At 67.8% G+C, this 1,197-nt stretch carries 1 protein-coding gene; it reads right to left on the bottom strand.

Annotated elements, in window-relative coordinates; translation table 11 throughout:
* Positions 1-20: 20 nt before the first annotated feature.
* On the bottom strand, positions 21-1,010 hold the full coding sequence (locus IE168_RS14415; RefSeq protein ID WP_189499508.1) for an IS110 family RNA-guided transposase: 990 nt from the start codon (positions 1,008-1,010) through the stop codon (positions 21-23).
* Positions 1,011-1,197: the final 187 nt, after the last annotated feature.

The following is a 1,197-nucleotide window of genomic DNA, read 5'->3' as shown; positions in this document are numbered from 1 at the left end:
TGTAGACACTCTGTTCTCGGTCAAGCCTGCAGGGTGGCGAAGAGCTTGGCACCATCGTAGGGGGCGGGGTTGCGGATGAGCGCCCAAGCGGCGGTGAGGAGCTTGCGCATGACCGCGGCGAGCGCCTGCATTTTCTTCTTGCCGCGTGCGACGAGGCGATCGCGGAAGGCCTTGGCGTGGGGGTCGTGGACGATGGCGGCCATGGCCGGCATGTAGAGAGCGCGGCGGAGGTACTTGTTGCCGTGCTTGGACAGCCTCGGCGCGAGATCAACGCTGGTGCCTGAGCGATGGATGCGAACGTCCAGTCCGGCGTGGCAAACGCAGGCGCGGCTGTTCATGTCGCGTGGCAGGACCAGCAGTTCGGCCAGCAGCGCCAAGGCGCTTGTCGTGCCGACGCCGGTGATCGAGTCCAGTGCGTCGAAGCGCTCGGCGATCGCGGCATCGGCGCGCACACGAGTGAGTGCTTCGGCGCTGAGGCGGTCGATCCGGCGCTCCAGTGTGGCCAGGTCCTCCTGCACGTCCTCGATGACCACCTGCGGGCTGGTGCGGGTGCTGCCCAAGGCGTGGAGCTGGTTCTTGAGCCGGACCTTCTGCTCGGCCAGGCGGCACAGATGGCGGCCCAACTGCCGCAGTTCCAGCATCTGCCGCGCCGGCGGCTGCCACGGCACGAAGTCCATCCGCTGCAGGTAGGTCAGCAGCATCCGCGCATCCAGCGCGTCGGTCTTGGAGCGCTGGCTCATGGCCTTGGCGAAGTGGTGTGCGGCCTTGGGATTGAGCACCATGACCTCGGCGCCGGCTTCCACGACCTGCACGGCAAGATCGAGGTAATAGATCCCGGTCGATTCCATCACCACGCGAAGCCGGCCGCACCGTGCCTGCAGACGCGCCAGGAACCGCGCGATCGCCTCGGGCGTGTTGCTCACCTCTCCGGTCTCCTCCCTGCCGCCCACGGTCGCTGCGAACGCGTGCGTGCGCGCCCCCACGTCGAATGCCACCAGACCCTGTTGCATCGTCATCCTCCCGCTGGTGAAGGTAGGATGGTCCCGGCTCCCCGACCCCGCACAGATCGCGGCACACCCTTGTGACTCGGGCTCAACGGCCCGGGACACTCTCCGTGCTCGCGAATGGGGCGGGGGGCCGCTCTACAGACGAGGTCAGGCCAGAGGCTGCCTCAAGGAGCATGCGACCTCCCCGGGA

The organism is Luteimonas padinae, from assembly GCF_014652935.1.
GTDB classification, from domain to species: Bacteria; Pseudomonadota; Gammaproteobacteria; order Xanthomonadales; family Xanthomonadaceae; genus Luteimonas; species Luteimonas padinae.
Note: the sequence above shows the minus strand (reverse complement) of the source record. Positions and strands in the feature narration are given on the sequence as shown.

Bases quoted from the DNA above. Each gene is read 5' to 3' on its own strand.
- IE168_RS14415 (WP_189499508.1), bottom strand. From the start codon at position 1,010: ATGCAACAGGGTCTGGTGGCATTCGACGTGGGGGCGCGCACGCACGCG.